This window comes from Ruegeria sp. BC1 (assembly GCF_056539305.1).
Map to the genome: position 1 here is coordinate 98,961 of NZ_JBQFUT010000001.1, position 24,597 is coordinate 123,557.

The following is a 24,597-nucleotide window of genomic DNA, read 5'->3' on the forward strand; positions in this document are numbered from 1 at the left end:
TATGTGCCTGTGCGAGGTTATCTGATGCTACGATACATACTGGCTGTTGCCGCAATGGCAGCAACCACTCTGCCGAGTGTGTCTTTCGCGGAAAGGGAAGCCACCGATACTGCCGAACGTGAACTGGTCACCCGAACCGAGGTGCCCGGACAAAATTTTCGCGATTACCTGACTTTGTTCAAGCCCCGAAAAGAGCTTGAGCCACAAAAAATGTCGTACTCAAAGGACTGGCTGGACCAACAGCCAGCGGCCACCGGGGACGACAACTTTAAGTGCCTGGCCGAAGCGCTGTACTTTGAAGCACGCGGTGAAAGCGTGCGCGGTCAGTTTGCCGTAGCCGAAGTGATCCTGAACCGCGTCGAAAGCGGCCGCTTTCCGAACTCACTCTGCGGTGTGATCAAACAGGGCACCGGCAAAAAATACCAATGCCAGTTCACCTATACCTGCGACGGCCACAAAGAAGTGATCCACGAGAAGAAGGCCTATGAGCGGGTGTCCAAGGTCGCGCGCGCCGCGATTGACGGGGTCGTCAAGGACCTGACTGAAGGTGCCACTCACTACCACACCACCGCTGTGCGCCCATCCTGGTCGCGCGTCTACAAGGAAACCGCGCGGATCGGTGTGCATATTTTCTACAGGCACAACTACCAAACTGCGAGCAATTGATCGACGCACCCGCGCCGGAAGTATGATGCGCGGGGCGACTTATAACCTGTATTGCGGGCCAGACGGCCCGCAATTCCTATTATCTGCGGGTTGACGGCGCCGGACGCTAGAAATTGCCGAGAATGGCTGCGATATCGTTACACGCAAGGACACGCGCTCTGGATGTGATGGGGTGGTTTCATATCGCCCAACGACGCATTCAACCGCTGGAATGGCGTTTGCTGCGGTGTTATACGCCCGCGCATCGTGTAGTTTGCGCAGACTAGTCTACCCATGTCCGAAAAGGTCCACCGTATGAGCTCTGAAATTCGTCTTGCCTTTGCGCACCCGTCCGAGCGGTCCGAAGCGACCGCCACGCGTGGCCCGCTGGATCGCATTTCGTTGCGGGATCATATCGTTGAGGTCGAAATCGGGGCGTTCCAGGCGGAACGTGGCACCACGCAGCGCATCTGTTTTAATATCGTGGTTGAAGTGCGTCCATTGACTGACCCGATCGACGACGATGTGGATCGCATCTTGTCCTACGATCGTGTGACCGAAGCGATTGCCTACGAGCTGGCCGCGGAACGCCTGAACCTGCTGGAGACACTGGCAGATCGCGTGGCAGAACGTATTTTACTTGAGCCGCAGGCAGTAAGAGCTTTTGTTCGCATTGAAAAACTGGATCGTGGCCCAGGTGCTCTGGGCGTCGAAATTGTGCGCGGCAAAGACAACATTCACCATGACGTCGTGGAAGAAGAACGCCCACATCCACGCTTGGTATTTTTGTCGAACGAGGCTATCACCTCGCCAAACCTAACCGGGTGGATTGACCAATTGGAAAATCGCCAGCGCCCTCTGATCCTGTGCGTAGGTGCCTCGGAGTTCGCTGTGCCGCAGACTGGCCATGCGATGACACAGCGCCGGATTGACCTGCTTGCGATTGAACAAAATGCTTGGGTTCTGGCTGCGCGGGATCACCGGTGTGTCGTGGTTTCTACAAGGACCGAGTTGGACTGGGCAATGAAAAACGGCCAGATTTGTGTATGGGCACCATCCAAGATTGTTCTGGACGCCGTGGATGGCCCGTCTGCGGCTCCGTCGGACGCTGTTGCTCTGGCCGCATGGTTCGCGGCCACCTTTGAGGCCAGCGAGATGATGGTAATTGGAGGTGCATTGCCAAACGCGCCGAAAACCCCCCTGCGTGCAGTGCCTGTGGAACAGGCACAACTGTGACCGAATACTTCCGACCGCTGGTCCAGCATGGCTCGGCCCGCTCGGACGGGGCGGTGCCCCTTGCTGGGCAGGCCCTTTGGTTCACCCATGCCGAGCGGCTGACTCGTGCGGGGTCTTCTGCGATTGTCGCCGCGCAGGACATTCCAGAGGCAATGCTGGAGCGCTTGACTCGTCCGCGCCCTGACCTTGCTGGGGTCAGCATGATTACCCCGCAAATCATGGGAATTCTCAATGCGACGCCTGACAGCTTCTCGGATGGAGGGGTGCATAACTCGGTCGAGGCAGCGCTGACGTCTGCGGAAAGCATGGTGTCTCACGGAGCCAGCATTTTGGACATAGGTGGTGAGTCCACCCGCCCGGGGGCTGCCTTTGTGCCTGAGAGCGAAGAAATCGCCCGCACTCAGCCTTTGATCGAAGCCATTCATGCCAAAACGAACGCACTGATCTCTATCGACACGCGCAAAGCCAGCGTCGCCCGGTCAGCATGGCAGGCAGGAGCTGGGCTGATCAATGACGTGTCCGGGTTTACTTATGACCCGCAATTGGCGCCGTTTTGTGCCGAGGTTGATGCGCCGGTCTGTGTGATGCATATGCAGGGTGATCCAGCCACTATGCAGGACAATCCGCAATATGATGATGTTCTGCTGGATGTGTACGATTTTTTGGAATCGCAGGTGACAACTCTTGAAAAAATGGGGTTGAAACGCGACCGCATTGTCGTTGACCCTGGTATCGGGTTCGGCAAAACCGAAACGCACAACCTGACTTTGCTACAAAATCTCAGCCTGTTTCACGGGTTGGGTTGCCCTGTGCTTCTGGGTGTCTCGCGCAAGGGTTTCATCGGCCAAATCGGAAAAGAGCCGCGAAAGGATGCCCGCGCGCCGGGATCAATTGCGGTCGCCTTGTCGGGTGTGACGCAGGGGGTGCAGATAATTCGGGTTCATGACGTCGCTGAAACCGCTCAGGCCTTGCGCCTTTGGGCTGCGGTCCGGTAAGTCGGGCGCAGGCAAGAATTGATGGAGTGGCACCTATGCGCAAGCTGTTTGGAACCGACGGGGTACGAGGAACCGCGAACACGCACCCGATTACCGCTGAGATGGCGTTGCGCATTGGGGCAGCCGTAGGGCGATACTTCCGCCGTGATCAGTCTGGCGCGCATCGGGTGGTGATCGGCAAAGATACCCGCCTGTCGGGCTATATGCTGGAAAACGCACTGACAGCAGGATTGACCTCGACCGGTATGAACGTGTTGTTGCTGGGGCCGGTGCCAACCCCGGCGGTCGGGCTGATGACCCGCTCAATGCGTGCGGATCTGGGTGTGATGATCTCCGCCAGCCACAACCCCGCTATTGACAATGGCATCAAGTTTTTTGGCCCAGACGGCTATAAGCTATCGGATCAGGCAGAAAGCGAAATTGAGCAACTGATCGAAGACGGCGTTAAACCCGCACAGGCGCATAATATTGGGCGCGCCCGCCGGGTTGACGATGCGCGGTTTCGGTATGGAGAGCGAGTCAAATCCTCGTTGTCGCGTGACCTGCGTCTGGACGGATTGAAAGTGGTGGTGGATTGCGCCAATGGCGCCGCGCACCGCACCGCACCCGAGGTTCTGTGGGAACTGGGGGCAGATGTCATTCCGGTCGGCACCGCGCCAAATGGTAAGAACATCAACCTGAATTGCGGATCGACCAATCCTCAACTGGCGGCCGAAACCGTTGTGGCTCATGGGGCCGACGTTGGAATTTGCCTGGACGGAGATGCGGACCGCGTGGTCATGGTCGATGAGAATGGCCAGGTGGCGGATGGCGATCAGCTAATGGCGTTGCTGGCGACAAGCTGGGCCAAGGCAGATCGTCTTGCAGGGGGGGCTCTGGTCGCGACGGTCATGTCGAACCTCGGTCTGGAACGCCATCTTGCAGCGCAGGGGCTGCGGCTGGAACGTACGTCTGTCGGTGACCGTTATGTTGTCGAACGGATGCGCGAAGGCGGATTCAATCTGGGCGGTGAGCAATCCGGCCACATCGTAATGAGCGATTACGCCACTACCGGCGATGGCCTGATGGCTGGCCTGCATTTCCTGGCCGAGATGGTGCATTCGGGCCGCAAGGCGTCCGAGCTGTCTGTTCAGTTTGAAACCGTGCCGCAGCTTCTAAAAAATGTACGCTATGGCGAGGGGCAGGCTCCGCTTGAAACCTCCAGTGTGCAGGCCGCAATTGCCGATGCCGAGGCGCGTCTGAACGGGCAGGGGCGCTTGCTGATCCGTAAATCGGGGACCGAGCCGCTGATCCGTGTGATGGCTGAATGCGAGGACGACGCGCTGTTGACGCAGGTCGTCGATGGCATCGTGGCCGAGGTCGAGGCGGTTGCCGGTTAACGACCCAAAAGCATCCTGCGCAGGCTGAACCATTGGCTGATTGCCAGCCCGGTCAGGATCATGGCCAAGGCAATATAGAACCGAAGCGGCAATGCCTCGGACAGAATCCACGCGCCGAAGATCATCGACCAGATCGGCACCTGATAGTTGACCAGCGTCAGAAAGACGGACCCGGCGCTGCGAATGATTGACACGCGCAGCAACGTTGCAAGTGCCGTGGGCAACAGGCCCAGTGCGACGATGGCCAGACCGGGGCGGGTACCTTCCCACCGAGGGATACCTTCGATTATCACCATGATGGGCAGCAACAGCACGGCCCCAACCACCAACGAAAGTGCAGCCAGTACAACCGGGTCAATGGGCGGACAGCGCCGTGTAAAGATCGACGCGAACGCATAGCTTAACGCAGCGGAAACACAGGCCAGTTGTGCCAGCGGTTCATTCCCTTGCCCTAGCTGAGCCAGACCTGGACCAATCAACACCAGCGCCCCGCAAAACCCCAATGAAACTCCAATAAATCTGCGAGTATTCAACGGTTCATCGGAAAAGAAATGTGCCAGGGGCAGGACCATCAGCGGGATTGCTGCCATGGAAAGGCCGGCAAAAGCCGATGGTACGTATTGCTGCCCCCAACTTAGTAATACGAATGGCAAAGCGGTGGAGAGGACACCAATGAGAGTTATGTAGCCCCAAAGCGTTGGATCGCCCGAAGGCAACCTGCGCCCGGTCAGTGCCACTAGGCCCAATAAAGTCACCGCGCCCAGCGTAGTACGCGCGGTGGCGACAGTAATAGGTCCGTATCCCTCGAGTGCCATGGCGACGACCATAAAGGTGCCGCCCCATATCAGGCCCAAGGCTATTACGCCGCTCCAATCGCGGGATGTGGGGTCAGCAACCATCTGCGTCTCGGGTTCCTAGGGACAAAAAAGGGCGGCACGAATGGCCGCCCTTGCGCTGACAACGGCCAGACTTAGTTCTTTTCTTTGTCGACCATTTTACCGGCCGAGATCCAGGGCATCATGGCGCGCAGCTTGGCTCCGGTTTCCTCGATCTGGTGTTCGTCATTTGCGCGACGCGCCGCTTTGATCGTCGGTTGGCCGACAGCGTTTTCCAGCATGAAGTCACGGACGAACTTGCCTTGCTGGATGTCGTCCAGAACCGCTTTCATGCGCGCTTTGGTTTCGTCGTACTTCAGGATGCGCGGGCCGGTGACGTACTGGCCGTACTCGGCAGTGTTCGAGATCGAGTAATCCATGTTGGCGATGCCGCCTTCGTAGATCAAGTCAACAATCAGCTTCACTTCGTGCAAACACTCGAAATAGGCCATTTCGGGCGCGTAGCCTGCCTCGACCAGAGTTTCAAAGCCGCAGCGGATCAGTTCGACCAGACCGCCGCACAGAACAGCCTGTTCACCGAACAGGTCGGTTTCGCATTCTTCACGGAAGTTGGTTTCGATGATGCCCGAGCGGCCGCCACCGATGGCCGAGCAGTAGGACAGGCCGATTTCCAGCGCTTTGCCAGTTGCGTCGTTGTGGACTGCGACCAGGCAGGGCACGCCGCCGCCTTTGACGTATTCGCCACGCACGGTGTGGCCAGGGCCTTTGGGGGCCATCATGATGACATCTACGCCTTCTTTCGGCTCGATCAGGCCAAAGTGGACGTTCAGGCCATGAGCGAATGCGATGGCTGCGCCCGGCTTGATGTTGTCATGCACGTATTTCTTGTAGGTTTCAGCCTGCAGTTCGTCGGGCATGGTGAACATGATGACATCGCACCAAGCCGCTGCTTCGGCGATACCCATGACCTGAAGGCCTTCGGCTTCGGCCTTTTTGGCCGAGGGCGAGCCTTCACGCAGGGCGATGACCAGATTCTTCGCGCCCGAGTCGCGCAGGTTCAGCGCGTGGGCGTGACCTTGCGAGCCATAGCCCAGGATGGCCACTTTTTTGTCTTTGATCAGGTTGATATCGCAATCGCGATCGTAATAGACGCGCATTTCGCCGGTCCTTTCAGTTTTGATTGATGTGCTTTTAACGAGCCTTGGGGGTATTGGCGAGGGTTGTATGGTTGAGTATTTGGGGAAAAGGTGAAGAATAATTCGTGAATTAGCAGAAAGGCGTGAAAATCATGCTTGACGATGTGGATCGGCGCATCCTGCGCCACTTTCAGGCAGAACCCAGCCTGTCCATGGCCGAACTGGCCGAGCGATGCCGGATCAGCCAGGGAGTATGCTGGCGAAGGATTGAAAAGATGCAGGCGGCGGGTGTTATCGAGGGGCAGGAGGCCGTGATTGACTGGGTCGCACTGGGCTATGCCGTCGAGGTGTCACTGAGGGTCACGCTAGACAAGACATACGCGCGTGCCTTCGATGAGTTTACGGCCGCCGCGCGGGGGGTGGCCGAGGTGATTGAAATCCAGACCTTTTTAGGCCGTGTTGATGTTCGGCTTTCAGTGCTGGCCCGGGATATGGGGCATTATCAGCAAGTGTATCGCGACCGAATTCTGACCTTGCCACACATCGCCGATATCGAGGCGCTGATGCATATCGCGCGGGTGAAACAGGATGAGGCGCTTCCGGTATGATTGAGCTTGATGAAACGGATCGTCAAATTCTACGGGCGATGGTGAAGGACGCAACGCAAAGTGCAGGCGCGTTGGGGCGTAAACTGGGGCTGTCGCAACCGGCGACCTGGCGCCGGATTCGTCTGCTCGAGGGTGCAGGCGTGATCAAAGGCCGTCGACTGCGATTGAATGCCGAGGCGCTGGGGTTTGGCGTTACTGTTTTTCTGGGTGTCAAGTTGGCGCGCAAGGGGCAAGTTAGTCTGGAAGATTTTGAACGCGCTGTCAGTGCCATCCCTGAGGTGCAGACCGTCGAGCATGTGCTGGGCCTGTACGACTATCGTCTGCGAGTAGTCGCTCGGGACTTGTCCGATTTTGAACGCGTTCTGCGGCGTCGGATCATGACATTGCCTGGCGCGGGCGATGTTGAGGCCAACGTCTTGCTAAGCGAGGAGCGATTGCCCGGTCCAATAGGTTGAATGGATCAGTATTTGGTTCGAATGCAAAAGCCGGGGTGGTGAGTCATCCGGGCAAACGTCATTGGTGCCCCATTTTTCCATGTGGTGCGTTCCAGTTGAATCATGGACGTTCCCGCAGTGGTTCCCATGAACTCGGCCAGTCGCCCGTCAGCGGAGATTGCGCAAAATGCAACCTCGGCCTCAGTGAAGGGGGCAATTTGCAGCAACCACTCATGCGGACCTTGTGAATTCAGATCGGCATGTTCCACTTCGGGCACGGTATCTATGTTGATCCAGCGTTCCTCAAGTTGGAAAGGCCGGTTGTCCGCATAATGCATACAGATCACGTGCAGCACACGCGTGTCCGAAGAAACGCTAAGTTGGGAGGCCAGCCAGCTGGGGCTGGTTACGATGCTACGTTCGACCAGCGCATAGCGGTAGGTCGCATTCTGGTTTTCAACAGATTGCCTAGCCAGAGAAAACTCGAGCTTCGCATGTTTGCTGGGTTCTTTCTTGACCCGCGTACCGCTTTTACGCTTTCGCTCTACAACGCCTTGATCGGCCAGCTCTCGCAGGGCACGGTTCACTGTTGCCCGGGCGCAATTGAATTCCTCGGCAAGTTGCGTTTCCGTAGGCAATACAGAACCCTGTGGCCAGATGCGGCTTTCTATACGGCGTTTAACTTCATCCCGTACAACCTGAAAACTGATCCGCTTGTGCGCAGTCACGAGTGGAAATACCTTTCTTCTACAAAGTGTATGTATCTGTTCAGAAACACGTCAGGGTGTAAAGAGGGTCTGACACTAATTGGCGTCACAAGTTGCGCTAAATGGGGGCCTGTGGAGGCAAATTCTTAGTAGGAATCTGGGTGACGTTGGGGCAATTTGTTACCGGGTAGGGGGGCTTTCCCATTTTTGGTTAAGTTCCAGACATCCTGAAGACGCTAGGAAAGGACAAATCATGCCAGCGCTATTGGATAGCATCGATCCGAACGGACTCGAGGAATTCTCGGTTGTGTTTACGGATCGATCCCTGAACCACATGTCCGCTCAGTTTCAGCAGGTTATGCGGGATATCTCGGGGATGTTGCGGGAAGTGTACAATGCTGATGGTGTGGCCGTTATCCCGGGCGGAGGTACCTATGGGATGGAGGCCGTCGCCCGCCAGTTCGCGCGCAATGCCAATGTGCTGGTTGTGCGAAACGGATGGTTTTCCTATCGCTGGAGTCAGATCATAGAATCAGCAACGCTGACGGCGTCGGCGACAGTTATCAAGGCGCGAGAAACTGGCAATTCCAGCCCGTCACCGTTTGCCCCCGCGCCGATTGAAGAAGTCGTGTCTGCAATCCGCGAACAGCGCCCGGATGTTGTGTTTGCTCCGCATGTCGAGACTGCGGCTGGCCTCATTCTGCCGGATGACTATGTGACGGCTATGGCCGCCGCAGCACACGAAGTCGGCGCGTTGATGGTGCTAGACTGTATCGCATCCGGCTGTGCCTGGATCGACATGAAAGCCACCGGCGTGGACGTTCTGATCTCGGCCCCACAAAAGGGGTGGAGCGCATCGCCCTGCGCCGGGTTGGTCATGCTGTCAGAACAGGCCGAGGCGCGGTTGGAGGAGACGACATCCGACAGCTTTGCGGTGGATCTCAAGAAATGGCGCCAGATCATGCAAGCTTATGAAAATGGTGGACACGCTTACCACGCCACCATGCCGACCGATGCCTTGCGTGCGTTCCGCGATACGATGGTTGAGACCCGCGACTACGGTTTTGAAAAACTGCGTGACGCGCAGTGGGCTTTGGGCGACGGTGTTCGCGCGATGCTCAAGGATAAGGGCATCGTGTCAGTCGCGGCGGACGGGTTTGGCGCGCCCGGGGTTGTGGTCAGCTATACTTCGGACCCGGATGTTCAGAACGGCAAGAAATTTGCCGCATTGGGTATGCAGATCGCTGCGGGCGTTCCGTTGCAGTGCGATGAGCCCGATGGGTTCAGCACCTTCCGTCTGGGCCTGTTCGGACTGGACAAGCTGTATGATGTGGACGGCACGATTGCACGTTTGAAGCGCGTTTTGGATCAAGTGCTTTAACGGCGGGGCCTCAGCGAACGCCAAGGCCCATTTGCATCAATGTCTTGCGCACAGGGGGCAACGAATAAAGCGCATTCAGCCCCATCGCCCGCACATCCCGCAACGGCCGTGCTTCGATCATCGAGGCACGGTTGAGCAGGTCGATGCCTTTGACCCGCATCTCAATCTCGGTGTGGCGGGCTTTGTGATAGGCGTCCAGCATCTGCGCATCGCCCAGCTCGTTGGGGCGAGCTTGTGCAAGGTCCAACAGGCTTCGCAGATCGCCCAACGACATGTTCAGCCCTTGCGCGCCGATTGGTGGCACTACATGAGCGGCTTCTGCCATCAAGGCGACACGCTCACCCGACAGGCGTTCTGCAGACTGGCTGATGATGGGCCAGATCGTCCGGCGCGATGCCAGTTTCAGCTGACCAAACAACCCACAGGATCGTTCGGTCATCAGTTCTTCGAATGCTTCGGATTCCGTGTCCAGCAGCTCAACCGCACGGGGGCCGCGCTCCATCCACACGATGGCCGAGGAGGGCTGCCCCTGCCAGTCGGGCAGGGGAACCAGCGTAAACGGCCCGCCCGAGCGGTGAATTTCGGTCGAGACATTCTCGTGCGGGATCGGGTGCGTGACGGCAAAGGCCAATGCCTTCTGACCATAGCGCGTTGTGTGGACGGTTATCCCAGCCGCCTCACGCATGGGAGAGCTCCGTCCGTCTGCCGCGACCACCAACTTGCAGCGTATGCGGCTGCCGTCGCTAAGTCCCACGCGCGCCTCGGCGGTGCGAGTGAACAGGCTTACTGTTCCAGTGCCTGGACGAAAATCCACATTTGGCAGTTCGGCCAGTCGGGCCACCATTTCGCGCCGCAGCAACCAGTTGGGCAGGTTCCAACCGAAAGGCTGATCCGAAATGTCGGCGGCATTGAAATCCCGCACCACGCGGGGCTCGGGCACGTCGCCGCCGGCATCCACGATGCGCATGATCTGCAGGGGGGCGGCATGGGCATCCAGCCGTTGCCAGAGCCCGCACTGTTCCAATAACCCACGTGCCGGTTGAAGAAAGGCAGTGGTCCTCAAGTCGGATCCGTCCACGTCACGCTCGGTGATGGGCGGGGTGGGGTCGACGCAGATCACGTCGAACCCGGCAGTTCCAAAAGCCGCCGCAGCGGTCAGTCCGGCGATCCCTCCGCCGGAAATCAGGATGTCACAGCTGTCTGTCATGGCCTTGGTCCTCGAGTCTTGGACAGAACCTAGTTCGGTTCCAAGGCCAGTACCAAGTGACATCCTGTCCCGTGTGTCAGCCGCGAGAGATCAGGATGAGGATCAAGAACATCACCGGCACCATCAATACAGCGGGGATGTACAATCCGGGCAGGCCGAACAGCAGAACTGAACATCCCCACATACTGAAAATCGCAAGGGCGGTATAACCCCAGTCCTCGCCTTCACCCTGCGCCATATCACGGGCCATCCAACCAAACAGGGGGACTGCAAACAAAAGACGCTGCCAGATTGGCAGGCGCCGAGGCATCTCGATCGCGCTCATGGGATTCTCCGGTTCTGTTCGTCGCTGCTGCGCATATAGGGGCGATGCTGCACTTGCAGAATGAGCAGATCGTCGCAGTGCGTCAGCCTATCGCAGGCGGGCCAGAAACGCAGTCAGATCGTCGGTGTGGTGGTGAATATGCACGGCATCGTGCGGCTCGGGCGCGACGTGAACAGTTCGCATTCCCATCTCATACGGAGCGGCCAGATTGCGGGGTTCATCCTCAAACATTGCCGCGCTGGCAGCCTCGATTCCATCCCGCGCAAAGATCGCCTCAAACGCGACTTTTTCAGGTTTGGGCCGATACCCGGCGTGCTCTACGCCATAAATCGCATCGAACAAACCGCTGAGGCCGCGCGCCTCAAGCACCCGTTCTGCATAGGGGGCACTGCCGTTGGTATAGACGATACGGCGGCCGGGCAGGGCCCGGATGTGGTCGGCCAGAATTTTGTCGGGATCCATGTGGCTCATGTCCACCTGATGGACAGCGTGCAGGTAGGGGTCGGGGTCCAGATCATGCTCGGCCATCAACCCGGCCAGAGTGGTGCCGTATTGCCGCCAGTAATGCGACCGTAGTCGATCCGCTTCGGCGCGGTCGACACCGATGGCCTGCACCACGTAGTCCGTCATCAGCACCTCGATTTGATCAAACAGGCGCATATGCGGTGGGTACAGCGTGTTGTCGAGGTCGAACACCCATTGGGTGACGTGAGCAAAGGCAGGTTTGACCATGGTTTGGGTTTAGGGCGCTTGGGCGCAGTTTTCAATGCCGCACTTGATTGCGAGTGCCAGTGACGGATAGACATGTCCGAACGAGGAGACAAACCACCCAATGCCCCAATCCAGACAGCCCACCAAAGACGCCTACAGCCTAATTCTCGAAGCAATTGACGTGGGCGTTTACAAGCCCGGTGATCGTCTCGTCGAAAGCGAGCTGGCCGAACGGTTCGGCGTATCCCGCACACCGATCCGCGAGGCGTTGCAACGGCTGGAAACCCAGTCACTGCTGGAACGCGATGGCCGGTCACTTATCGTGGCTTCGCTGGATCACAATCAGATGGCCGAGCTGTATGTGGTGCGGCGCGAGCTTGAGGGACTGGCGGCGAAACTTGCTGCCAAACACGCCACCGAAGAAGAAATCAAGGTGCTGCAGGATATGGTGGCCGCCGATGATGCGCTGGTGGATGACCCTACTGCGTTGTCGCGTGCGAACCGGCGGTTCCACGAGCAGATTCATCTGGCCTCTCACAACCGGTATTTGGTGCAGCAACTGGACCTTGTGCACCGCACTATGGCGCTGATGGCCACTACGTCGTTGGCGGTTCAAGGACGGGGCGAGATTGCGCAGAGCGAGCACAAGGGTATCGTCGATGCGATCGCAGCCCGCGACGAAGAGGCCGCGGAACGCGCGCTCAAAGACCACATCTCGGTCGCCTTCATGACACGCCTGAAACAGGATGCAGTCTTGCGAGAGACCTGAGGGTCACTGCGACAACCCTTCTTCGGTGGCCTGGCCATGTTGTGTTTTGTCCCAATAGAACGGGTCGAGAGCCAGCTCCCACAGGGCTTTGTAGGCGGCCAGAACACCCAGCGGAAAATACAGTGGCATCATCAGTATCCACGGCAAGAGAAACCGTCTTTCACGCGCGAAAACTGCGATAGCACCGACCGTGGCGTTGGTAAGTTCAGCGAACAGGAATAAGCTGAAAAGCGCTGCCATGCCGCGGCTTGACAGGACATGATCCAGTGGGCTGGATGCGCCAAAAGCAGACAACCAGAACAGCCACAGGATCGGAGCCAACAGAAATTGCCCGATGGTTCCCAGAAAGAATGCCTGAACGCCAAGAAATTTGAGCAGGCCGAGCTCTTGGAACAGCCGTTTTGGCGCGCGCATATGCACGAGGTAAGTTACCATGAACCCCTTGAGCCAGCGCGACCGCTGCCGTACCCAGGGCCATGCCCGGAAATTGGCTTCTTCAAAGGTCGCGGTTTCGACCATTTCAGTGCGATACCCGGCCCGGCTGAGGCGCACCCCCAAATCGGCATCCTCGGTGACGTTATGAGCATCCCAGCCGCCCAGCTCCAGCAGCTTGTCGCGGCGAAAAAAGAAGGTTGTTCCACCCAGAGGAACGACCAGCCTCATGCGCGCGATGCCCTGAAGGATGATGCGAAACCAGCTATTGTATTCAATCGAAAAACATCGTGATCGCCAATTGCTGCGGGGGTTGTAGTAGTCCAGTACGCCTTGCAGGCAGACTACGTCTTCGGCGGCCCGATCAAAGTGTTGGACAACTCGTTCGATCTGATCGGGTTGGGGTGCGTCTTCGGCGTCCCAAACACCCAGAATCTCACCTCGGCAGAAATCAAGCGCATAGTTCATAGCGCGGGGTTTTGTGGTCAGGCCGTTGAGGGCAGGTACTTCAACGGTTCTGATCCAGCTTGGCAAATCCACCTGTGCAAGTGTCGACCGTGTCACATCGTCGGATTCTTCAAGCACCAGAATGATATCCAGTAACGCCTTTGGGTAGGTTAGCCGTTGTAACCGCTGAATCAGAGCGCCCGCGATTTCCCGCTCCTTGTAGAGAGGCACCATAACAGACACACGAGGCAAGGCGAACGGTTTGCCGGAGGTTTCTACCTCGGGCCGGGGCTTTGCGGAATGCCAGACATAGGCAAACAAACCAGCCAGACGCAGCGACAGGAACAATGCCAGGCTGACGACTGCCGCCGCAACCAGAACACTAAACCCGAGTAAAGGAAAAGTGGCGAACAGAGCCATCAGACCGACAAGACCAACCATTGATCTGGCTCGGGATAGCGGTGTCCACGAGCGGCAGCTCTGATCAGCCGTGACTCGAGTTTCAGCCGCTTCGGCAAGATGCTCGGAAAAAACACTGGTGATCGCCGTATCGATCTGATCTGCGGCGGCCAAGACAGGCACGATCGTGTATTCGACGTCTGCCAGAGCGTTGCGCACTTCGGGAAACTGGTCAGGCCGCGCAGTTGCCACGAGCAATATTGGACCCACGCGGCTCCAGGGGATCACGTTATGGGCAAGCCAGAAATCGACGGGTTTGATCTGGCATAAATCGTGGGATGGTGGGGTTTCTCCAAGGTCGGCAATTTGCAGGCCGGTTTGTTCTGACAGGGCGTTCAGAACGTCCTGTCTGTCGACACGGCCCTGGGCCACCAGAATTTCGCCCAACGGAGCCTGCTGCCAGGTTTGAAGGAACAATGCCTCATCTAACTGTGACTTGGTGATCAGGCCGCGGTCAACCAGGCAAGTGCCCAACGGCTTGCGCCCCCGTGCAGGTATCGGCGCGGCGCGCACGAAATGCTGCAGGTTCAGTTCGACCATAAAGAAACAACCCTGATGCGAAATTCCGACGTCAGGGTTGCAATAGTAAGGTTAACAGCGGGTTAACTTTGATCTAACGGCTGTTTAGGCCTGCACTTTCCGGTTTTTCATAGCATCGGCAAAGCGTTCGAACAGATAGAAACTGTCCTGCGGACCTGGTGACGCCTCGGGGTGGTGCTGTACGGAATAAACCGGACGGCCAGTCATGCGGATACCGCAGTTTGACCCGTCGAACAACGAACGATGCGTTTCCACAACGCCTTCGGGCAAGGATTGCGCATCCACCGCAAAGCCGTGGTTCATAGAAGTGATTTCGACCTTGCCGGTTTCCATATCCTTGACCGGGTGGTTGGCGCCGTGGTGTCCGTGGTTCATTTTGACGGTCTGACCTCCAAGGGCCAGCGCTAGCATCTGATGTCCAAGGCAGATACCAAAGACGGGCAAGTCTGTGGTGTCCAGAACCTCTTTGATCATGGGAACGGCATATTCACCTGTGGCTGCCGGGTCACCGGGGCCGTTGGACAGGAAAACACCGTCTGGATTGTGGGCTAAAACTTCGGCCGCTGTGGCCGTCGCAGGCAGAACCGTCACATCACAACCGGCCGAAGCCAGGCAGCGTAGGATATTGCGCTTGGCGCCAAAATCGACGGCGACGACCTTATGCGCCGGAGCTTCCTGACGGGTGTATCCGTCAGGCCAGGCCCACCGCATCTCGTCCCAGCGATAGCTTTGAGCGCATGTAACTTCTTTCGCCAAATCCATGCCTTCAAGACCCGCAAAGGCCCTTGCCTCGGCAACCAGTGCTTCAATGTCGAAGTTGCCATCTGGATCGTGCGCAAGGGCCACATGCGGCGCGCCCTGTTGGCGAATAGCACGGGTCAGGCGGCGGGTATCCACTCCGCCAATCGCGATACGTCCGCGACGGGCAAGCCATGTCTTCAACTCTTCAGTGGAACGCCAGTTGGATGGCTCGGTCGGGTCCCATTTGACGACCATTCCCGCGGCCACCGGTTCACCGGTTTCATCATCTTCGGGGTTCACGCCAACGTTGCCAATATGCGGGAAGGTGAAGGTGACGATCTGCCCGGCATAAGAGGGATCGGTCATGATCTCTTGATATCCGGTCATGGCGGTGTTGAAACACAGCTCGGCCACGGTTTGGCCGGTCGCTCCGAAGCCGACCCCGTAGAACAATGTTCCGTCGGCCAATGCCAGACATGCGGTGGGCTTGGACGGGGCGTTCTGGGCCATGGCGCGACTCTCTTGCTGGGTAAATCGGCGCATAACTAAGGGGGTTGGCGCGCCGGGTCAAGTCTGTTCAATTTTTTGGCTCTTCAATAAAATCAATAGCTTAGATGAATATACCCCCTGTTGTATCACGCTTTTTGTTTCGATATGGTCAGGGTTCCTTTTCCATGGGGATGGACAGATCATATGGATATGCGATCAAGGGTGAACTCAGCCCTGAAGCAAGCAATGAAAGACAAGGATGCCGAGCGTCTGTCGACGCTGAGGTTGATCAACGCGGCCATCAAGGACCGCGATATCGCCACACGGGCGTCCGGCAACGAAGAGGTCAAGGGCTGCGGCGACGCCGAGGTTCTTGAAATCCTTGGTAAAATGACCAAGCAACGCAAGGAAAGCGCACGCGCCTATGAAGAGGGCGGGCGACTGGACTTGGCAGAACGGGAACTGCGGGAAGTCGATGTCATCGAGGAATTCCTGCCCAAGCAGCTAGATGATGACGAGGTCGCACAGGCGATTCAGACGGCGATCACGGCCACTGGCGCCGGTTCGATCCGCGATATGGGTAAGGTCATGGGCGAGCTGAAAACCCGCTATACCGGCCAAATGGATTTTGGCAAGGTCGGCCCGATGGTCAAAGACCACCTATGCGCCAGTACGAACGGCTGCTGACGTTACCACTTTGAAAAGTGAGTTACTGCGCGACTGGGTCGCGCAGTTTTTGTATCAGCTCACCATAGAGCGCGATGCGTTCGTCTTCGGACAGAAAAGCCCCAATCTCCACTTCGCGCCCGTCGCCGCACAGCGTGACATAGTTGGGAACCGGGCCACCGTGTTTGTGTATCTCTGGCCGCGTCCAATAGCGATTGCAACTCCATTCCTGTTGGCCTTTGTGCGGATGGTGGTGGACCAATCGCGCCCGTGTTCCTGACAGAGTCAGAACCTCGAACATGCTGCGGGCGCGATAGTTGGTCTGTATGGCCAACCACAACCCCAAAACTGTCAAAAGAAGGAAGGGTAGCAAGCCCCAGAGGATAACGGATCCCAACATCGCAAACAGAGGGATCAGGCCAAACAGGAACACCGATAGGATCACAATCATCGCCCCCCGCCGCGGCAGCGAGTTATGCGGCCAAAGGCGCAATTCTTGTTCCGATTCAGATTTTTGGGTCCATCTGTAGGGCATACCCTGAAATTAGCGTAAAGCCCCAGACTGTCGATGGGGAAATATTACGAGACGTGGCCAACGCGTGCCCATGACAGCGCATCGTCCAGCCGGTCATCGCCCCAGAAAACCTCGCCACGCACAACAAGGCTCGGGGCACCGAATACACCCAGTTTTATGGCCCGTTCGGTTTCCGCCTCAAGAGCCGCGATTGTGTCGGGGCTGCGCGCGCGGGCCAGAACCAGGCGCGGGTCCTGCTGGCACCTGTGCAGCGCTTCGCTGATCGCGGTTTCGCTGCCAGCCTCGATATGATCTTCGAACCAGATGCGGTACAGGGCCGTAGTGAAATCCTTGCCCCAGCCGTCTCCCATGCCAAGTAGGGCAACCTGGTTAGCCAGCGCCAGATCCGAAATAGGATAGGGGACGGGCAGGCGGGCGTGTATGTGATACTTGGCGGCGCGGCGCTCGATATCGCGCCACATATAGGCGAACTTCACAGGTTTTCCCGCGAACGGAATGTTGTTCTGTTCCGACATAACGCTGCGCACATTGAACGGTCGCCACGTCACTGTGGCGTCATTTTCGTCGCACCATTCCTCCAACCTCATGATCGTGAGAAAGCTGTAGGTGCTGCCAATTGAATACCAAAAATCAATTTCGGGCATGTGATTACTCCGATTTCAGAGTTTCAACATCCATCATACCTGAAAATCGTCGATTTTTCGATCCTGGCCTGAATCTCATGGCTTGCCGGGGTGTTCGCGCGCGATTCAAAACAGAGCTTTTTCGAGCGGTTGCGCTGGCTGGGGCGCGACTCCGCAACCAGTCATCTGACGCATGTCGATTTCTATCGTCCGGCACAGCGCCGAGATCGGGACGTCGGTGACGTCGCCCTCGAAAGGGTCCTCCATCGAGGCGCTGACGCGTTCGGTTACGAAAAAGATCCAGCAGACTAAAGCGCCGACCGGTGCGAAAGTGAGCCAATCAACAAGGACCGTTTCTACCAATGATGCGTCGGTGTTTGTCATGACCGAACGTTCATCGTTGAATGCTAGGGGCAAAAGGAAAATGAATATCCAGCTGAACATCCGGCCAACTTCGGCAACCTGACGCGGGAAAGGGGTGTTTTTCAGGCGCTCGCACTGACCTTGTGCTGCTGTGAAACGGGCCAACCGGTCCATCAGTGCCACGTGCCAGAAAGGATCAATTTTTCCCTGCTGTGCCATTTTTGATAATTGCCGGGCTTGCAGATTAAGAAGGTATGCCGCGCGATTTGCCTTGCCTTCCAGATGAGGCAAATCCACCTCCAATTGCCTATTGCGCCAGCTTTCGGGCTTTTGGTGCAGGTCTTCTCGGTCGGATACCGGCGTGTGACCGAACATCCATGGTCTGCGATTACGACCGTTGGCAGAGGGCTGGCGCAGTTGGTACGCAAGCATGTTCAGCCATGCGATGTGCCGTTCAATCAATTCACTCCGCAGTTCGGCATCGATCAAAGATCCATCCGGTTGAACCAGAGTGCTGATTGTATTGCCCCAGTCCCGGCTTGTGTTGGCGATTTCGCCCCAAACCCTGCGCGCTTCGGTCCAACGACCATAGGTTGAAGTGTTTTTGAAACCTAAGAAAAACGCGACCGCTAAACCAAGCATTGCAACTGGCGGGCTGGGATTTGAAATCAGGTCTATGGGGGTGAGTTCGTCTACCACCTGAACCAGCAGTATCCAGGCCAAAACGATACAGATAAAACCAACCGATCCCTTGAGCAGTTTACGAACCGAAATGCCGTCGTGAAGTATCATGGCTTGCGATTTTTCCGTCGGTGCACCGTGAATTCCAAGTTTTACATAGTATTCGAATGTAGTCGGATGAGTCTACGCAAGCCCGGAACACGAAGAAATTGGCCTGCACAAAAAAGCCCCGCACTGGGCGGGGCATTCAAGGATCAATAGGGATCGGGGATCAGTGCGCGTGGCCTTTGTCCCAGTCTTCCTGCTTTGGCAGCTGCTCGAACGTGTGCTCGGGCGGCGGCGAGGGAAGGGTCCATTCCAGCGTGTCCGCGTATTCGTTCCACGGGTTCGGACGCGTCTCTTTGGCGCCACGCAGCAGGGCGTAGATCACGATTCCGAAGAACAGCAGGAACGAAGCAAAGGAAATGAACGCGCCGATCGACGAAACAAAGTTCCACTGGGCGAACGCCTCAGGATAGTCGATGTAACGGCGGGGCATGCCCTGACGACCCAGGAAGTGCTGTGGGAAGAAGGTCAGGTTCGCGCCGATGAAGAACATCCAGAAGTGAACCTTGCCCCAGAATTCCGAGTACTGACGGCCCGTCATCTTCGAGAAGTAGAAGTACACTCCCGCAAAGATCGCGAAGACGGCACCCAGGCTCATCACGTAGTGGAAGTGCGCAACCACGTAGTAAGTGTCGTGATAGGCACGGTCGATGCCCGCCTGCGACAGCACAACGCCAGTCACACCGCCAACGGTGAACAGGAACAGAAAGCCAAAGGCGAACAGCATCGGCGTCTTGAATTCAATAGAGCCGCCCCACATGGTCGCGATCCACGAAAAGACCTTAACACCTGTGGGAACCGCGATGACCATCGTGGCCAGCATGAAGTAGGCCTGCTGACGCAGCGACATGCCAACTGTGTACATGTGGTGCGCCCACACGACAAAGCCCAGAACACCAATTGCAATGATCGCCCAGACCATCGGCAAGTAACCGAAGATCGGCTTGCGCGAGAAGGTGGCGATCACATGGCTGATGATACCAAAACCAGGCAGGATCACGATGTACACTTCCGGGTGGCCGAAGAACCACAGGATGTGCTGATACAGGATCGGGTCACCGCCACCGGCCGGATCGAAGAAGGTGAACCCAAAGTTGCGGTCCATCAGCAGCATAGTGATTGCGCCCGCCAGAACCGGCAGCGACAGCAGAATCAGCCAAGAGGTGACAAAGATAGACCAGCTGAACAGCGGCACCTTGAACAGGGTCATGCCCGGGGCACGCATGTTCAGGAAGGTGGTGATCATGTTGATCGCGCCGAGGATCGAGGAGGCGCCCGATACGTGCACGGCAAAGATTGCAAGGTCCATGGACATGCCGCCCTCGGTCGTGGACAGCGGCGGGTACAATACCCAGCCCACACCAGAACCAAGCTGGTCGTTACCGCCGGGGCTCAGCAGCGAAGCCACGCCCAGAGAGGTGCCAGCGACGTACAGCCAGAACGACAAGTTGTTCATCCGCGGGAACGCCATGTCCGGCGCGCCGATCTGCAACGGCATGAAATAGTTGCCAAATCCGCCGAACAGGGCGGGGATGACCACGAAGAACATCATCAGAACACCATGGTAGGTGATCATCACGTTCCACAGGTGTCCGTTCGGGGTACATGGGTCGGCCATAAAGCCTTCCAGGCACATATACTGAACACCTGGGTGCATCAGCTCGAGCCGCATGTAAACGGTCATCAGAACCGAGATCAGACCGGCGATTGCCGAGAAGATCAGGTATAGAATCCCGATGTCCTTGTGGTTGGTCGACATGAACCAGCGGGTAAAGAAACCGCGATTGTCTTCATGCTCGTGACCATGAATGGCTGCGTCTGCCATTTAGGTGCCTCCTGTTGCAACTGCACCGCGCAGCCGGACCTCTCCAGCGCGCGGGATTCCTGCTGGTTTTAGAATGCACAGAGGGTACCTTCAATGGTCGAGTTTGATCTGGATCAAGAATAATTGTCGCGGGCAGGAGGGCAGCACGCGTTTTTTCGACCTTGAACCGGACATATCTGGAGATTGCGACCCGGATTTCAAGAGCCCGCCCGCGCTACTTGACGCAACGCAGCAGAGTTCCGCCTTGACCCACAGTGACGAGGGCCGCAGAACTGGCGCCACGACCCGAGATCGGAGAAACATCATGGCCGCCTACGACCCCGAAAACATCTTTGCAAAGATTCTGCGCGGGGAAATCCCCGCGACCCGCGTGCACGAGGATGAAGAGACGCTGGCCTTCATGGACATCATGCCGCGCTCGGACGGGCACTTGTTGGTGATCCCTAAAACGCCATGCCGGAACTTGCTGGATGCTTCGCCGGAACAGTTGGCTGCGGTAATGGCTACGGTTCAGAAGCTAGCCAAAGCAGTTACCCAAGCGTTCGACGCTGATGGTGTCACGATTCAACAATTCAACGAAGCGGCTGGCGGGCAGGAGGTTTTTCACCTGCATTTCCATATCTTGCCCCGTCAGGAAGGCGTCGCGCTGCGTCCCCCCGGCAAGATGGGCGATTTCGACCTGATCGCCGAACACGCCGAAAAGATCAAAGCAGCCTTGGGCTGATCAATCACTGTCGGCGAAATGTGCGCCCTGACATGCGCTGTGATCACCAAACGCGTGGAGCACGGCGCAAACATGATCGTGCCCGCCGTCACAGGCTGTGGCGATGCGGGACAATTCGGCCTCGAGCCTGCGTAAACTGGTGATGCGGTTTCGCAAATCGGCAAGTTGCCGTTCGGCGATCTCGTGCGCCCGGTCCAGATCAGCCCCGCTTGCGCCTTCCAGTGATAACAAGGCCTGAACATCGGCCAATGGCAGGCCGAGGTCCCGGCCATGACGAATGAACTGGAGCCGGGTCAAAGAGGCTTCGTCATACCGGCGCTGATTTCCTGCAGTACGCTCTGGCCGAGGCAACAGCCCCTTTTCTTCGTAGAAGCGGATTGTGGGGACTTTGACGCCGGTCTGGCGGGATAACTCTCCGATTGAGTACATATTATTCATCTCGCCCCTTGAACCTCTAGTGACTAGAGGAATTACATAGGGTGTGCGGCCAAAACAAGGAACAAGGCATCATGGCACATCATCACGGTCACGAGGGGCACAACCATCATCACATCGACCCTGATGCGGGCGATTTGCGGGTTGCGGGGGCGATAGGGGTGAACCTGTTGCTGACACTGGCGCAGGTCGTTGGCGGCATTCTTTCGGGGTCACTCGCGCTGATCGCGGATGCGCTACACAATTTCTCGGACGCCATCGCGCTGATCATCGCGTTCTTCGCCCGCAAGATTGCAAGGCGACCCGCCGATCCACGCATGAGCTTTGGCTTTGGAAGGGCCGAGGTGGTCGCCGCGCTCGTCAACTATACCACATTGATCGTGTTGTCGGTTTATCTGCTGTACGAGGGCGTGATGCGATTTTTCGAACCGGAACCGGTGAACGGATGGATGGTTGTCTGGATTGCTGTCTTGGCGTTGATTGTCGATCTCATAACGGCTGCGCTGACTTATACGATGTCAAAGGACAGCATGAACATTCGCGCGGCCTTCATTCACAATGTGGCCGACGCGCTGGGTTCAGTTGCAGTCATTGTCGCCGGGACGGCAGTTATCCTGTTCGGCTGGACCTGGGTGGACCCCGCCGTCACGATCCTGATTTCTGTTTACATCCTGTGGCACGTCAAATCCGAAATCGGTGAAACGATCCGCGTTTTGATGCTTGGCGCTCCGCCTGATCTAAATCCTGAAGAGGTTGCGACGGCCATCGAAGAAACACTTGGTGTCACCGGGGTCCATCACATTCACCTCTGGAGCATGCAGGAGCGCGAACCGGCACTGACTGCACATCTTCTCATTGATGCTGCAAACTGGGGAAAGGCTGAGACAATACGTGAAAACGTGAGGGAGACTCTGAATACCACTTTCGGAATTGGGCATGTAACATTGGAACTGGAGCAAGCGGACCGTCCGAGAGAAGTGTTGCCTCGGTTTGGGCATGTCGGGTGTCAAAAAGGCTGAAAAGTAATTGCCGCTCCGATTTGGGGTCGGAACGGCAGACTCGTAAACAAAAACTTGTCCGAATTCCCAAGGCAGCTCGGGATCACCGGTTTAACACACCACTCACTCTAGAACGGTAAGGATAAGGTACCCTTTCGAGTCTGGTTTGTATTCATCAGAATGTGTTTTCTGCTAATTAAACCCAATATTAACGGGCTTAAAGCCAATTTGCGCTCGTGCTTGGAAACAAAGGGATTTCTGCTGAGGGATTGTTAATCTAATTTGAGGTGGAAAGCGATTCGCCGGGGCTCAGGCGTCGACCGGCCGGAAACACTCAGAGAAGGTTTTCTGCAAAGCCACATCGACATCCGCCATTGTCACCGGCAATCCCAGATCGACCAAAGATGTCACACCATGGTCCGTGATGCCGCAGGGAACAATGCCTGAAAAATGCTCAAGATCCGGTTCGACGTTGATCGAGATGCCATGAAAGCTCACCCATTTTCGTAAGCGTAACCCGATTGCAGCGATCTTATCCTCTGCGGGTTGGCCCGTGGCCGTCAGCGGCTTGTCGTCTCTGCGCACCCAGACACCAACGCGCCCATCCCGGATTTCGCCGTGTACGTTGAATTCTGCGAGCGCAGCGATCACCCACTCTTCCAGCTGTTTGACAAAACCACGAACGTCTTTGCCGCGCTTGTTCAAGTCCAGCATCACATAAGCGACGCGTTGGCCAGGGCCGTGATAGGTGTATTCGCCGCCGCGCTTGGCCTCAAAAACCGGAAACCGGTCGGGATCCTTCAGATCTTCGATACGAGCCGAAGTGCCAGCCGTGTAAAGCGGTGGATGTTCCAGCAGCCAGACGCACTCATCAGCCTCACCCGCTGCAATTGCGGCTACGCGCGCCTCCATAAAGGCGACGGCATCGGCATAGTCGGTCAATCCGTCTGTAGACTTCCATTCCATAGCGGCTCCATAACGCCCCGGCGCGGCAAGGGAAAGAGGTTAGGCGGCCTCGGTCAAACAGCGTTGAATGATCTGGGAGTAGGTTTCGGTTCCCTGCGCTCCGGTCACCAGATACTTGCCGACAAACACCATCGAGGGAACGCCAGATACACCCAATTGGGTCCAGTATTCCTGTTTCTTCCGCACCGAACTTGCGTGCGCGCCGGTCTCAAGGGCCTCGCGCGCCACATCACGATCCAGCCCGGCAGCCTCGACTGCATCAATCAAAACAACGGTATCGGAAACGTCTTTCTGATCGGTGAAGTACGTTTTGAACAATTGCAGTTTCAACGGATGCTGGCGGCCATGCGAATCTGCCCAGTCCAGCAATTGATGCGCCTTGAATGTGTTCACCATTCTGCTGTCTTCAGAGAAGTTGAAGGTAAAGCCCAGCTCGGCCCCGATATTCGTCAGTTGCACTCGCGCTTGTTGGCTTTGTTCCCGGGTCGAACCGTATTTCTCCATGATATGCTCGCGAAGGTTCTGGCCTTCGGGTGGCATGGATGGGTTCAATTCGAACGGATGCCACCTGAGGCGGGCCAGCACGTTTTCCCTTTGCAGCGCCAGATCCAACTGACGAAAGCCAACGATGCACCAGGGGCAGACAACGTCCGAAACAATGTCGACCTGGATAACGGAGCGAGGATCGGCGGTTGCCATGTGCTATGCCCTGAAGTGGTTTGATCTGATTAGGAGGCTTTAGATATGAGTGATCCGAGCGAATTCAAACCGTCGCGTTTTTTTGCCTCTTCACATCCTGATCTTCAACGTCTATACGCCGCCTACCAAGTCATTGGCAGTGCGGTCGTGGCGGAATTGGTAGACGCGCAGCGTTGAGGTCGCTGTGGGGTAACACCCGTGGAAGTTCGAGTCTTCTCGACCGCACCAACAAAATAAAAATTACCATTAAAAAACAGTCACATAAATACTACGTCGGCAATTCAACCCACCTTTTCATCCACCCTAACGATTACATGGTTAGTCTTGGGTTCTCATTCGTAACAGTTTGCGAAGCATCATCGAAGTCTGCCGAGTCAATAAGTGCTTCTGACCAGTTTCATAAGCTAAGCCGCGAGATAACGGGTGCGTCCTCGGTGTGGTGACACCGCACATATCTACGATGTTGAGGGTGGATCAGGGGCTTAGCGCAGCCCCTTGAA

26 protein-coding genes and 1 tRNA gene are annotated in these 24,597 nt (G+C 57.0%); 12 read left to right on the forward strand and 15 right to left on the reverse strand.

Features of this window, described 5'->3' with window-relative positions:
* Positions 1-24 precede the first annotated feature (24 nt).
* The 4 genes from ACR0IY_RS00530 (at position 25) to glmM (ending at position 4,255) form a co-directional block, all read left to right on the forward strand.
* Positions 25-666, forward strand: coding sequence for a cell wall hydrolase (locus ACR0IY_RS00530; protein WP_480669786.1), 642 nt, complete (start codon positions 25-27; stop codon positions 664-666).
* A gap of 294 nt (positions 667-960) precedes the next feature.
* A complete protein-coding gene (locus tag ACR0IY_RS00535; protein WP_480669787.1) occupies positions 961-1,881 on the forward strand; it encodes a dihydroneopterin aldolase in 921 nt (306 codons plus the stop codon).
* Entirely contained in the window at positions 1,878-2,876 is a 999-nt protein-coding gene (folP, locus tag ACR0IY_RS00540; protein WP_480669789.1) for a dihydropteroate synthase, read from the forward strand. The genes ACR0IY_RS00535 and folP overlap by 4 nt, the downstream gene beginning before the upstream one ends.
* A 35-nt stretch (positions 2,877-2,911) precedes the next feature.
* Positions 2,912-4,255 carry a phosphoglucosamine mutase gene (gene glmM / locus ACR0IY_RS00545; RefSeq protein WP_480669791.1) on the forward strand — a complete coding sequence of 448 codons (1,344 nt, stop codon included), beginning with the start codon at positions 2,912-2,914 and terminating at the stop codon, positions 4,253-4,255.
* On the opposite strand, the gene ACR0IY_RS00550 is transcribed toward glmM, so the two are convergent.
* Positions 4,252-5,154 carry a DMT family transporter gene (locus tag ACR0IY_RS00550; RefSeq protein ID WP_480669793.1) on the reverse strand — a complete coding sequence of 301 codons (903 nt, stop codon included), beginning with the start codon at positions 5,152-5,154 and terminating at the stop codon, positions 4,252-4,254. The genes glmM and ACR0IY_RS00550 overlap by 4 nt on opposite strands.
* Before the next feature lie 71 nt (positions 5,155-5,225).
* The gene (ilvC, locus tag ACR0IY_RS00555; RefSeq protein WP_480669794.1) at positions 5,226-6,248 is read right to left on the reverse strand and encodes a ketol-acid reductoisomerase; all 1,023 of its coding nucleotides are present in this window, start codon (positions 6,246-6,248) and stop codon (positions 5,226-5,228) included.
* Between the two features lie 131 nt (positions 6,249-6,379).
* Between ilvC and ACR0IY_RS00560 the strand changes: the two genes are divergently transcribed.
* Together ACR0IY_RS00560 and ACR0IY_RS00565 are read left to right on the forward strand one after the other, a co-directional pair.
* Entirely contained in the window at positions 6,380-6,835 is a 456-nt protein-coding gene (locus ACR0IY_RS00560; protein ID WP_480671087.1) for an Lrp/AsnC family transcriptional regulator, read from the forward strand.
* Positions 6,832-7,290 (forward strand): Lrp/AsnC family transcriptional regulator, encoded by a 459-nt coding sequence (locus tag ACR0IY_RS00565; protein WP_480669796.1) that lies wholly within the window; start codon positions 6,832-6,834, stop codon positions 7,288-7,290. The genes ACR0IY_RS00560 and ACR0IY_RS00565 overlap by 4 nt, the downstream gene beginning before the upstream one ends.
* A gap of 5 nt (positions 7,291-7,295) precedes the next feature.
* Here the strand turns inward: ACR0IY_RS00565 and ACR0IY_RS00570 are convergent, their stop codons facing one another.
* Complete coding sequence (locus ACR0IY_RS00570) at positions 7,296-7,997, reverse strand: GntR family transcriptional regulator (protein ID WP_480669797.1); 702 nt, start codon at positions 7,995-7,997, stop codon at positions 7,296-7,298.
* A 232-nt stretch (positions 7,998-8,229) separates the two neighbouring features.
* Here ACR0IY_RS00570 and ACR0IY_RS00575 point away from each other — a divergent pair, with 232 nt between their 5' ends.
* Positions 8,230-9,357 carry an aminotransferase class V-fold PLP-dependent enzyme gene (locus ACR0IY_RS00575; protein ID WP_480669798.1) on the forward strand — a complete coding sequence of 376 codons (1,128 nt, stop codon included), beginning with the start codon at positions 8,230-8,232 and terminating at the stop codon, positions 9,355-9,357.
* A gap of 10 nt (positions 9,358-9,367) precedes the next feature.
* Here the strand turns inward: ACR0IY_RS00575 and ACR0IY_RS00580 are convergent, their stop codons facing one another.
* The 3 genes from ACR0IY_RS00580 to ACR0IY_RS00590 form a co-directional block, all read right to left on the reverse strand.
* Positions 9,368-10,564 carry a UbiH/UbiF family hydroxylase gene (locus ACR0IY_RS00580; RefSeq protein ID WP_480669799.1) on the reverse strand — a complete coding sequence of 399 codons (1,197 nt, stop codon included), beginning with the start codon at positions 10,562-10,564 and terminating at the stop codon, positions 9,368-9,370.
* Between the two features lie 76 nt (positions 10,565-10,640).
* A complete protein-coding gene (locus ACR0IY_RS00585; protein ID WP_480669800.1) occupies positions 10,641-10,889 on the reverse strand; it encodes a hypothetical protein in 249 nt (82 codons plus the stop codon).
* Positions 10,890-10,976: 87 nt separating this feature from the next.
* Positions 10,977-11,621, reverse strand: a complete 645-nt coding sequence (locus ACR0IY_RS00590; RefSeq protein ID WP_480669801.1) for a pyrimidine 5'-nucleotidase — start codon at positions 11,619-11,621, stop codon at positions 10,977-10,979.
* Between the two features lie 100 nt (positions 11,622-11,721).
* Between ACR0IY_RS00590 and ACR0IY_RS00595 the strand changes: the two genes are divergently transcribed.
* Positions 11,722-12,369: a GntR family transcriptional regulator gene (locus ACR0IY_RS00595; protein WP_480669802.1), complete on the forward strand. Its 648-nt coding sequence runs from the start codon at positions 11,722-11,724 to the stop codon at positions 12,367-12,369.
* A 3-nt stretch (positions 12,370-12,372) separates the two neighbouring features.
* Here the strand turns inward: ACR0IY_RS00595 and ACR0IY_RS00600 are convergent, their stop codons facing one another.
* Both ACR0IY_RS00600 and carA read right to left on the reverse strand, forming a co-directional pair.
* Positions 12,373-14,247, reverse strand: a complete 1,875-nt coding sequence (locus ACR0IY_RS00600) for a glycosyltransferase (RefSeq protein WP_480669803.1) — start codon at positions 14,245-14,247, stop codon at positions 12,373-12,375.
* Between the two features lie 84 nt (positions 14,248-14,331).
* Positions 14,332-15,498 (reverse strand): glutamine-hydrolyzing carbamoyl-phosphate synthase small subunit, encoded by a 1,167-nt coding sequence (gene carA / locus ACR0IY_RS00605; protein ID WP_480669804.1) that lies wholly within the window; start codon positions 15,496-15,498, stop codon positions 14,332-14,334.
* 183 nt (positions 15,499-15,681) lie between these two features.
* Between carA and ACR0IY_RS00610 the strand changes: the two genes are divergently transcribed.
* Positions 15,682-16,164, forward strand: a complete 483-nt coding sequence (locus ACR0IY_RS00610) for a GatB/YqeY domain-containing protein (RefSeq protein WP_480669805.1) — start codon at positions 15,682-15,684, stop codon at positions 16,162-16,164.
* A 22-nt stretch (positions 16,165-16,186) separates the two neighbouring features.
* On the opposite strand, the gene ACR0IY_RS00615 is transcribed toward ACR0IY_RS00610, so the two are convergent.
* From ACR0IY_RS00615 to ctaD, 4 genes are all read right to left on the reverse strand, one after another.
* Entirely contained in the window at positions 16,187-16,678 is a 492-nt protein-coding gene (locus ACR0IY_RS00615; RefSeq protein ID WP_480669806.1) for a DUF2244 domain-containing protein, read from the reverse strand.
* Positions 16,679-16,722: 44 nt separating this feature from the next.
* A complete protein-coding gene (locus tag ACR0IY_RS00620; protein WP_480669808.1) occupies positions 16,723-17,322 on the reverse strand; it encodes a DsbA family protein in 600 nt (199 codons plus the stop codon).
* Positions 17,323-17,427: 105 nt separating this feature from the next.
* Positions 17,428-18,456 (reverse strand): bestrophin family protein, encoded by a 1,029-nt coding sequence (locus ACR0IY_RS00625; RefSeq protein ID WP_480669809.1) that lies wholly within the window; start codon positions 18,454-18,456, stop codon positions 17,428-17,430.
* A 160-nt stretch (positions 18,457-18,616) separates the two neighbouring features.
* A complete protein-coding gene (gene ctaD / locus ACR0IY_RS00630; protein ID WP_480669810.1) occupies positions 18,617-20,275 on the reverse strand; it encodes a cytochrome c oxidase subunit I in 1,659 nt (552 codons plus the stop codon).
* A 304-nt stretch (positions 20,276-20,579) separates the two neighbouring features.
* Between ctaD and ACR0IY_RS00635 the strand changes: the two genes are divergently transcribed.
* Positions 20,580-20,999 carry an HIT family protein gene (locus ACR0IY_RS00635; protein WP_480669811.1) on the forward strand — a complete coding sequence of 140 codons (420 nt, stop codon included), beginning with the start codon at positions 20,580-20,582 and terminating at the stop codon, positions 20,997-20,999.
* Here ACR0IY_RS00635 and ACR0IY_RS00640 read toward each other — a convergent pair whose 3' ends face one another.
* Positions 21,000-21,428 (reverse strand): MerR family transcriptional regulator, encoded by a 429-nt coding sequence (locus ACR0IY_RS00640; RefSeq protein WP_480671089.1) that lies wholly within the window; start codon positions 21,426-21,428, stop codon positions 21,000-21,002. It abuts the gene before it with no gap.
* An 80-nt stretch (positions 21,429-21,508) separates the two neighbouring features.
* Between ACR0IY_RS00640 and ACR0IY_RS00645 the strand changes: the two genes are divergently transcribed.
* Positions 21,509-22,453: a cation diffusion facilitator family transporter gene (locus ACR0IY_RS00645; protein WP_480669812.1), complete on the forward strand. Its 945-nt coding sequence runs from the start codon at positions 21,509-21,511 to the stop codon at positions 22,451-22,453.
* Positions 22,454-22,741: 288 nt separating this feature from the next.
* On the opposite strand, the gene lipB is transcribed toward ACR0IY_RS00645, so the two are convergent.
* Both lipB and ACR0IY_RS00655 read right to left on the reverse strand, forming a co-directional pair.
* Positions 22,742-23,398 carry a lipoyl(octanoyl) transferase LipB gene (gene lipB, locus ACR0IY_RS00650; protein ID WP_480669813.1) on the reverse strand — a complete coding sequence of 219 codons (657 nt, stop codon included), beginning with the start codon at positions 23,396-23,398 and terminating at the stop codon, positions 22,742-22,744.
* A gap of 39 nt (positions 23,399-23,437) precedes the next feature.
* Positions 23,438-24,097 (reverse strand): DsbA family oxidoreductase, encoded by a 660-nt coding sequence (locus ACR0IY_RS00655; protein WP_480669814.1) that lies wholly within the window; start codon positions 24,095-24,097, stop codon positions 23,438-23,440.
* A gap of 141 nt (positions 24,098-24,238) precedes the next feature.
* Between ACR0IY_RS00655 and ACR0IY_RS00660 the strand changes: the two genes are divergently transcribed.
* Positions 24,239-24,325, forward strand: a tRNA-Leu gene (locus ACR0IY_RS00660).
* Positions 24,326-24,597: the final 272 nt, after the last annotated feature.